The 9,825-nt window shown below is 59.6% G+C and carries 4 protein-coding genes; all 4 read right to left on the bottom strand.

Translation table 11 applies throughout. The annotated features are described in order from the left end of the window. Nucleotides 1-57 precede the first annotated feature (57 nt). On the bottom strand, nt 58-705 hold the full coding sequence (locus B3446_RS14280) for a hypothetical protein (RefSeq protein WP_291382608.1): 648 nt from the start codon (nt 703-705) through the stop codon (nt 58-60). 227 nt (nt 706-932) lie between these two features. Further along, nucleotides 933-1,499, bottom strand: coding sequence for a hypothetical protein (locus tag B3446_RS14285; RefSeq protein WP_291382610.1), 567 nt, complete (start codon nt 1,497-1,499; stop codon nt 933-935). A gap of 245 nt (nt 1,500-1,744) precedes the next feature. Beyond that, on the bottom strand, nt 1,745-2,197 hold the full coding sequence (locus tag B3446_RS14290) for a hypothetical protein (protein ID WP_291382612.1): 453 nt from the start codon (nt 2,195-2,197) through the stop codon (nt 1,745-1,747). Between the two features lie 8 nt (nt 2,198-2,205). Continuing rightward, nucleotides 2,206-9,756: a hemagglutinin repeat-containing protein gene (locus tag B3446_RS14295; RefSeq protein ID WP_291382614.1), complete on the bottom strand. Its 7,551-nt coding sequence runs from the start codon at nt 9,754-9,756 to the stop codon at nt 2,206-2,208. Between the last annotated feature and the right edge of the window lie 69 nt (nt 9,757-9,825).

Below are 9,825 nucleotides of genomic sequence, written 5' to 3' on the forward strand. Positions count from 1 at the left end.
ATCGTAAAAATTAATAGTGGTGACTTCACAAAAGACCATCCGCGATTGCGGAGTGCCTTATTTACCGTACGCGTCCCTGGGCTCTGCAAAGCGCATCTCCCCAAACTTTTCGCACTGATATGGGTACTTTTCAGTACACCGCTTCAGCATGGTTCGCGCCAACTTGTTCGCAATGCTTACTGCAATATTCTGCGCCGCCTTGGACGGAACTCGATTGGAGAATTCGCGCAGCGATATCGGGTATGTGTTTTCGGCAAAGCCCCGACACTCCCCGGACTCTGTGTCATACAGTCGAATGTTGACGCCAACGCTGGGCGGGTACTGTTGATATCCGGCAAATCCGTTGGGTTCCCCAACGGCCACGACATACTTTCCGCCGATAATTGCAGCGTCTTCTTTCAGTGTGCTCGGCCTGGCTGTTTTCGGGTCCGACTTGCGGGTCCTGATCGTCACCGCAATTCCCGCTGCACCCATTGCGCTTGGAAGTGCGTTGTTCAACGCTGTGCACACCGCCTCGCCTGCATAAGCAGCTGGATAGGCTGTTCTCGCACCCAACATTCCAACCTCGTCGATTTCCTTTTTGAAATCGCAGTCAAATGTATAAATCAACACTGGGCTTATTTTTTCTTCTGGCGCCGGATTCGCGGTTAAGCTGCAGGTGGCGAGACCATAATAAATGAGCAACCAGAAAGAGCTAACAAACAAACCACTCCAAAAGTCTTCGATGCACCACTCACTACAACCGTAGCATTCTCGATATCAAATATCAATCAAACCACTTTCGTTCACTTCGAACATAGCATCCAGATCTTCCCGCAAGGACGAAATTATTAACTCGGCAAGAGTCAAGCCTCACGCCCTTTGCAATCGCTTGACGACTGTCGGGTACGACGACCTATAGACTTGGGAATTCAACCAGACAGTCGCACGCTCTACTGAGGAAATTGAAAATTGAGAGTCTTGTAGACGTGATCTGCAGAATTACCAAGCCTAAAAAATATATTGTCATCCAAATGATTTTTTACACGATCTCGCACAGCATCCACCTCCGCATAGCGCTCGTGCAAATCAAATAGAGATTCGGTAATTTGAATATATACCGTTTCCGGCCCCAGTTGCTCCACTCGGTATGCTGGTGCCGACATCAGTTTTTCCAGGCCGAAAATTTTGACGTACGCCGGACCAAATATCTGAGCCCAAAGAATGTCCGGAAGTTTCTTACACAAGGTGTGGGTAAAGATATGAATATTCCCCGCTGTTGGCGCAAACCCATTTTTGAATCCGACCATCTTATACTCGGCCGCAACGCTATCGCAAAATGCATACTGCACACCAAACCGAACCGCTAGATGTTGAAGATAGCGAATTAACGCAGCCACATATTTTTGCGTTTCAGCTTTCACGTATATACCATAATTGGCAGACTGAGGTCCGCGCAACGGGTATGTTCCTTTTTTAAAACAACCCCACCCTTTTGGAGTGGACTTGCGTTTCCACATTATTGAATTTCCGGTATCGCCCAAGAGGTTGCGCACCTCCGCCATTGTTAGCTGCAGATTAATTGGCTCCACGAGCCCCAGTGTTCAGGACGAAACTCGCGCAAGTCTTCTAAAAAATCCTCAATAAGTCCGGAGAAAGCACCTGCATCCGCGAAGGAAGGCGTCAACAAAACCGAACAATCAACATCTATAAAACGACTTTTCATCTCCGTACTCTTGAGTTAGCCATTAAAGCAACCAATGGCCTAAGCCCCATTTCCCAACACAGATTCCACATGCCTCGCCAAATTTGGCAAGTCCGCGTACGCTAACGGAGCAAAATCAGGATAATGTTGAGCCATATATTCCTGCTGATTTATTGCACCGCCCTTTGTTTCACTTGCAAGAGTTTGGGCAACGAACTCCGGCTCAATAACCCAGTTGATATTAGGAAAGCTCACCCGCTGAAAAGGAAACATAATCCATTTCACACTTCCGTTATAGGTATCAATTGCATGTTTTAACTTATCAGCCAGATGAATGTCTTCATCTTTAAATCGAATCGTCGTATATGGCGGCATTGCAGAGTTATCTCTTTTGTATTTTCTTCCATTTTTAAATACCAGATCCACCACTCGAGACTGATATTTACTCCATTCAAGATCCGCAAATTTTCGGATTACATCGCATAACTCACTGCCATCAGCAAGTCGTTTCATCTGACCTCCTACTTAAGCACCGTCATCTTAACTCCGTCGGGATTTGTACCCTCAATCAACTGTACCCAGTCCCCTTTTGGAATAGGATTAGACGACACGCGAGGGTCGTACACGTACCTGCCGTCCGAATAGACCTGATGGTAACTCTGATGTTCCTCAACAAATCCATTCTCATAGACGTTTAAATTGCCGCGAATAGATGGAGTCACCTTGAATATATATCCAACACCATTAGCCGATTCGTACAAATACTGCGCTATATCCGAACAATCGACGCATTCAACTTGCGACACCATCCCTTGAACGTGAGAGCCACTCATTACCTCAATAACATTTTGATTTGGCGGAAATTCCGGATTTGGTTCTCGAAATGGTCTGTCTATGCCGGGCAGGCCATTATTACTTGCACCTCCCGACAAATCATTCTCGATTTCATTGAGGATGATTTGCAAGCCCTGCTGTTCCGGCAGCGGCGACGGCATTATCATCCCGCCCGACGGCCCATTATTCTCTTGCCCCGGTACCCCGCCAACGTTGGGTACTTGTCCAGATTGACCAGGCAACTGTGTATCCGGAGTATTGCCGACACCTCCACTTGGCGGAACCCCGACTGGCGGAACTGGATCTCCCGGCCGTCCTGGCAGACTCTCCGGCACCCCACCTGCGACGAACTTCGTCACGGCAAGCAATAGCGCTTGGTTGTCCTGCAACCCTGGCGTTTTGGCCATTAGTTCGGCCGCCAGAAGATTGATCGTCAAGTATTGTGCTGGACTGAGCACGGTTTCACGGCAAGATGGCGAACGAAAACAAGCACTCATGCCCGCCAACACTCCACGCTTTAGCAGAGTCCCCACACCGTTGTTCTCTGTCTCCAACCGTCCACTGTTAATCACCGTGGCGGCGTCCGATCCCAAGCCAACTGCCACTCCCGCCAAGAGCGAGGACACCAAGTTGTTGCGAGCCTCCTTGTCCTCGTGAGACAGCGCAGAGCCGGACTTTCCGCTGGCTGCATCCAGAAGCGCGTTCACCACTGATGCCGCACCAGATCCCAGGGCGGACGCGCCGCAGCCATCACCGCGTGCCGCACCGGCCGCGCAACCCACCACCATGTGCAACGCAGCGCGAGCGGCTTGCGAGTCCGCGCCGTCTCCCAACATATCGGCGTACAGCTTGACCTGCTGAGTCGTTAGTCCCTGCAGGTAATTCACTGCGCCGGCTCGAGCAAAGTCGGAAACGCCGCCGGTAACGTTGCCGGCCGCCCCCCCCAGAATTGCTGTCGCGATCAAGCGATACTCACCAGTTGGTCCCCACTTCGCGGCGTCTTCCAGTGCATCGGCTAGTGCGGCGATGCGTGCAGGATCGCCGCCTCCGGCCTTCTTTAACTCCTTGGCAAGCTCGTTTTCCAAGGCTGTCGCCTCTTTCGCCCGATTCGTCAAAAACTGCCCCATCTGCCGCTGCGCTTCGGACGCAATCTCAAACCCCGCCTCAATCTTGTCCTTGTCAAAGATCGGCTTAAGCGCATTCAACGTGTCCGACGTATCCCGGTTCAACGACGCAATCGTCTCCGCGGCCGTCTTGCCAGTCAGCGCCAACTGCCCTGCTTCATCACGAATGACGATCGTGCCGCCGCTGATGCCGCTTTGCGTTGTTGAACTGCTGTTTCCGCTCGCTGCGACCACAATCGGTGTGCCCATTCCAAAGCCGCTACTGCCCGTGGAAATGGACGTGCCCGCATCTTTGCTCGCGCCGCCTGCGACCTCGCCGCCCTTAGTGGTGCCCAGGCCTGAATCGCCCGCTTTAGCGCCGCCAAACCCGAAGCCGCCTCCGATCGATACCTGGCTACCGCTGTAGCGCGCCGTGTTCTTGAGATCTTCGGTGACCAGCGTCCCCGTTGTCAGTTTGTTGAGACCGTCGGCGACCGCCTTGTCGCTGCTGGCGATGACGCTGCCGATGAGCGTGGTGTTGTCCTTGACGTCGATCAGGAAGCCGCCGTCGCCTGCCCACAAACCCGTCTGCTCCATCACGGTCTTGAAGTTGCTGTTCATCTTGCCAGTGCTGGCGTTGGCCGAGACACTGCTCGAGCCCGCGCAGTACGGAGGGATGCACAGCGTCAGGCCGAAGCCCGCGCTTTTATTCTTGGAGTCGTATTTGCTGCTGTCCTGCAAGCTCTCCAGCAAGAGATTGCCGCCGACCGATGCGATGATCTGGTCGGCTTTGCCCGAAGCGCCTTTAAGCGTGGTGTCGCCGCCGGACTGGATCGCCAGGACATTGCCCGCGGTGACGTTAGTGTTGGTCCAGCTTTCGTCCTTGCCGTTGGCGTTGCCTCGACCCACGGACGCACCCAGTTCGAGCGTCCACCCGTTTTGCTGCCCGCCAGTGGACCAGCCAATACCGATGCTGGCGCTGCTGCTCTTGCTGGTGGTCTTTTGCTCGAAGGCGTTGCGCGCGGCCTCCAGTAGGATGTCGCCTTCGGCTTTGAGCACCGCGTTGTTGCCGGCCGAGAGCGTCGAACCCGTGACGGTGATGTCCGAGTCCTTGCCTGCGCCTTGCGCAACGATGGTCAGGTCCTTGCCTGCGGCGACGGTCGACCCGAAGGCGTTTGATGCATTGCGGTCGGTCGTGCTGCTGCTCTTGCTGGTGCCCAGGCTGAGCTTGATGCTGACGCCGCCAACCTTGTCGATTTCGTTGGAAGAGCCCGGCTTGGCTGCTTCGGCCGCAGCGGCCGCCTTGGTAGACGCTTGCACCGCGTCGTAGGCATTGACTGCCGCCAAGCCTGTGGTGACTCCCGCCAGGCCCTGCATGACGGCGTTATCTGACTTGCCCGCCGCATCCGCCATGCGCACGCCCGTTTGCACGGCGCTGACGATAGGGTTGCTCGCCGTGAGCGTCAGCCCCGTCTGCTTGATCTCATGGAATTCGCGCTCCTGCGTGGTGTCCAGCGCGGCGCCGATGTTGACTTCCTTACCGATCAGCGTGATGTCGCCCTGGCGCGCGATGACGTTGCTGCCGGTGATGTTCAGCGCGTTGCCGGCATTTATCAGGACATCACCTTCGACGCTGCCCACGGTGCTGGCATTGTGGAAGACCTTCTTGCTGTCGAGCGAGTCCGTCTGTTTACTGGTGCCAAAGCTGAACCCGCCCATGGCGCCAAAGCCGGACTTCTTGACCATCTTGTAGTCGTAGCTGTCCTGGGCGTTCTGGCCGGGCAGGATGTTGACGTCGCGTTCGGCCGACATCACCAGGTCCTTCTGCGCACCGACATTCGAGCCCGATACGTTCAAGTCGCGGCCCGCCATCAGTACGGCGGTATCGCCGGTGAAGGTGGTGGCCAGGGATTGCTCCCAGTCGCGGGCTGTCTTGGTGTGTGTCGTCTTCGACGACATGAACCCTTTGGTCTTGTAATGGGTCTCGTCGTACGCCGAGCCGGTCTGCACGCCCGCCGTCAGGTTGATATCCCGGCCGGCGCCGACTGCGAGCTGTTCGCCTGCCGTGACATCCGCGGCGCGGGCATTGACGTCCTGCCCTGCAATCAGCGTAAGGTTTCCGTCTGCCGCGATGGATGAACCGACTTCCGAGCTGGTGCTCAGGTCGTGCCGGTTCTTCTTGTTTCGGACCAGCGATTCGCCATGGCTTTCCTGCAGCGTGGCCAAGTTGATGTCGCGGCCTGCCTGCAGGCGCGCGTCTTCCGTGGCCGTGACTTGTGCCGCCGTGAGGTTGATATCGCGGCCTGCTTGCAGGCTAAGGTTGCCGGCGTCCACGCGGGATACGCCCGAGACGTAGGAACCCCACGTGGCGCCATTGTTTTCGAATGCGGACGTAGAGGTCAGCGCGATGTCGCGGCCCGCCGACAGGGCAACGTTGTCGCCCTTGATGAGTGAGACCAGATTGGTCAGGTCTTCGCGCGCCGCGAGGTCGACGATGGTGCCCTGGATCAGGCCGCCGGCCTGGTTGACGATGTTGGCGGCCGTCATGACGGTGGCGTCGCGGGCGCCGATCGTGCCGCTGTTGTTGATGTCGCCGTCGGCGGCGAGTGTGACGTCGCGGCCGGCCATGAGGGTGCCGTCGCCCTGCAGATCGCCTTCGCGCACAAGGAGGTAGACCTGCGGGACCAGCACGGACTCGGTGGTGCCGTCGGGCAGCGCGACGGTCTGCTCGACGAGCCAGACGAGATCGGTGGTGAGTTGGCGTTGCTGCGCTTCGGTCAGCGCGGCACCGAGCTTGATGCCGTTGTTCAGCGCGAACTGCGCGCCGTTGGCGAGCAGCTGCTTGTACTGGCTGTCGTTATCGCCGAAGCCGTCGAGGAAGCGCTGGCCGGTGGTGGCCAGGATCTGGTCGGCGACGAGTTTTTGTTCGTAGAAGCCGTCGCCCAGGCGACGGGGTTGACCGGACGGTGTCAGGAATTTGGCGCCGGCGGGGATCAGGGCGTTCAGGCCGCCGGGAGTGTTGCCCAGGCCTGTATTGATGGCGCCGGATGCACCGGCGTTGCCGACGGGCGCGCCGGGTTGTTGCAGAAGCCCGAACAGGTAGTCGCTGGAGACGGACTCGCGGTTGCCGATGAAGCGCGGGTCGGTGGCGACGACGTAGGGTGCGTCGGGCGTGCTGTTGACGGCGAACAGTTGGCTGTCGGGGATCGTGGCCGGGTTGGAGACGGTGCGCACGACGTTGCCGCTGGGCAGATCGAGGCTGGCGATCAGGACCGGGCCGGTTGCTGTGGCGCCGTTGGCGCCGGGCGCGGTGCCGCTAAGGGAGACCGACAGATTGCCGCCGGAGGTGCCGACGGGCAGCTCGATGGATTCGGCGGTCAGGGTGCGGTTGTAGGGCTCGGAGTATTCCTTGCGGTCGCTGTCTCGGGCCTGAGTAACGGTGGCGGTGCCGACGCGTGTGATCACGCGCTGGCCATTGGCGCCGATATTGTTGATGGCGGGGCCGCTAACCGACAGCGTGCCGCCGGCCGCAATCTGGCTCTTATCGTTGGTGACGGTGCCGACGAGCGTCATCGCGCCGCCGGACAGGATCTTGCCGGGATCGGAAGAGACGGTGCGGGTCTCGGTGATGGTCTCTTCGACTTCGTAGTATGTGAAGGTGCCGACCAAACGGCTATTGAAGTCTGCGTTGAACTCCCGGATGCGAGCGTCCAGCAGGTCATGTCTGCCCTTGTCTCGCGCAATAGCGGCGTCACGCTCCGGCGGAGACACCATCTCGCAGAGGGCCCCCCGGCAGACTTCGACCATTGGAGGGATATTTCCTTCGGGTGGGGGCACGCCAAAAACGGACCATATCCGATCCCCTGCCACGTAACGTGTGGTCCCCACGCAGTCCTCGGAGGCAATTCCCGCCATGAGACATTCGCGCAGATTGGCGACACGTGCCGGAGCAATGGGCGCATCCACACCCGCTTTTCCCTTGTACGACGGTGCGTAGTCGAAAGGAGGACCATATTGGGATGGGGGGTACTTTGTCGAAGGCAACAGGAATCTGCGTTCGGGGTCGTCATCTAGCCACGCCGGCGCATTACCGCATGCAGGCGTCACCTGATCGCAGAACCAGTTGGTCTCCATGTCGTACATGTCGGTCGTGCCAGCCGGCGTCACATACAACTTGGGAACCTTCTGAACCGGCACCACTTCGCTGGTGTAGTTCGTATTGATGTTCTGCAACGATGCCGCGGAAATTGCCGCGTTCCCCGCCGCCTCGATGGTGGCTCCCGCATTGACGAGCGACGCAGCCTGTCCGACCGCCTTGCCCGTCGCATCCAGCGCGCCGCCGATGCGCAGATCCGCCCCGGCATAGATCAGGCCATGCTCTTTGTTCACGAGCGACCCGACGCCGATATCCAGATCACCACGCGACGCGATCACCGCGCCGCCGCCGGGCCCCGATCCATTGGCCAGTTCCCCAGCGCGGATGGCGATGGTGTTGCCATAGATGCGGCCGAAGTTATCGACCCGGCCTGCGTTGATGTTGGTCGAGCCGCCGTCGATCAGACCCGAGTTGGTCAGCCCGTTGGTGACGTTGATGGTGTTGTTGCGTCCGGCCAGCAGTTCACCGCCGGCCTGGTTGTTGAGCGAGTTGGCCGTGATGGATAGGTCGCGGCCGGCGCTGACGGTGGCGCTGTTGTCCATGTTGCCGCCCACCGACATCGTCAGATCGCGGCCCGCGGCGATGTCGCCGGTCTGGTTGAGCGAACCGGTGTAGGTGAACGAGAGATCCTGCGCGGATTGCAGCAGGCCCAGGCCTTGCAGCGCCTGGATCGTGACGGCGAGGCGTTCGCCCGCCAACACCTTGCCCTGGGCGTTCTTCAGCACCGCCGCCTTGACCGTCGCGTAGCGCCCGGCCGCGATTTCGCCGCCGGTGTTGTCGCCCTCTGTGGTGTCGAGGGTCAGGTCCTGGCTGGCGCTGATGGAGCCGGCCTGGTTGTTGACGCCACTGGCCACGATGGTGGCGGTTTTGGCGAGCACGCCTTTCGGCGGTGCTCCGGCTGCGGTCAGCGTGGCGTGGTTGTCCAGGCTGGCGGCGTTCAGGGTCAGGGTGTCGTCGGCCTGGATCAGGCCGCCTTGATTGTTGACGGCGCCGGTCGCGAAGAGGGTCACGTTCGAACCCGCGAGCGTGCCGCCGGCATTGCCGATGCGCGCAGCGTCGATGCGGGCGTCGCCCGCGGCGGCGATCAGGCCGTTGGTGTTGTCGAGTTCACCGCCGAGTTTCAGTGTGGCGTCGCCGGCGGAGGTCAGCTTGCCGCCTTGGTTGCGCAGGCTGACGGCGTCGATGTCGAGACTGGCGCCGTGCAGCACCGCGTTGCGTGTGGCGATGTCTCCGGGCGAGGTGAGCGCGAGCTTGCCGATGGACGACAGGTTGCCGTTGGACAGGTCCATGCCGCCTGCTGTCAGCGTCATGTCCTTGCCGGCCGCGCTTATGCCCGGGTGCGTGATGAAGGCTGCGGTGAGGTTGACGCTGCCGGGCAGGCTGAGCGTGCCGTCTTCGCCGACGCCTGCGATGAAGCGGCCGCTGTTGGTCAGCGCGCCAGACGCCGTGGCGGTGACGTCTCCACCCGCCAGCACGGAGCCGGTGTTGTTCAGACCGGTGTCTGACACCAGATTGGCGGCACCGGCCGCGGAGATGACGCCTGCGTTCTGCAGCAGACCACCCGATTGCAAGTCGATGTTGGCGGCGGATTGGATGCGGCCGTCGGCCGTGGTGGTCAACGCACCCTTGGCGTCGACGGTGACATTGCCGGCCTGGGAAGCGGCGATGCCGCCGATCGTGGCGTCGGTGTTAGCGCGCAGCGTCATCCCTTGCCCGACGGCAGCCGAACCCATTGCCTTCAGGGCGCCGCCTGCGGTGGCGGTCAACGCCGCGCCTGCCTGTTGGGTCGAAGCGGCGCCCATCACGAGGTCGCCGCTCAGTGTTTTCAGCGTCAGGTCGCCCTGCAATGCGGCGACGGTGCCGTCGATGGTCATGCCGTCACCGGCGGTGAGCGTCTGCGCGACGCCGGCCAGCATGCTGCCGGCGGCAAGCAATGTGCCTTGCGCGGTGGACGTGAGCGTGGCGGCAGCCTGCGCCAAGCCTGCTGCGCCAACGGCGACGTTGCCGCCGGTAAGCGTGAGGTTCGCGTCGCTGGCGGCCGTGCCGTC

The organism is Achromobacter sp. UBA5777 (assembly GCF_002418565.1).
Taxonomy (GTDB): Bacteria; Pseudomonadota; Gammaproteobacteria; order Burkholderiales; family Burkholderiaceae_B; genus Achromobacter; species Achromobacter animicus.

What these genes read in the sequence shown, in the direction of transcription:
- B3446_RS14285 (WP_291382610.1), bottom strand. Translation starts at nt 1,499, where the DNA reads ATGTGGAAACGCAAGTCCACTCCAAAAGGGTGGGGTTGTTTTAAAAAA.
- B3446_RS14290 (WP_291382612.1), bottom strand. Translation starts at nt 2,197, where the DNA reads ATGAAACGACTTGCTGATGGCAGTGAGTTATGCGATGTAATCCGAAAA.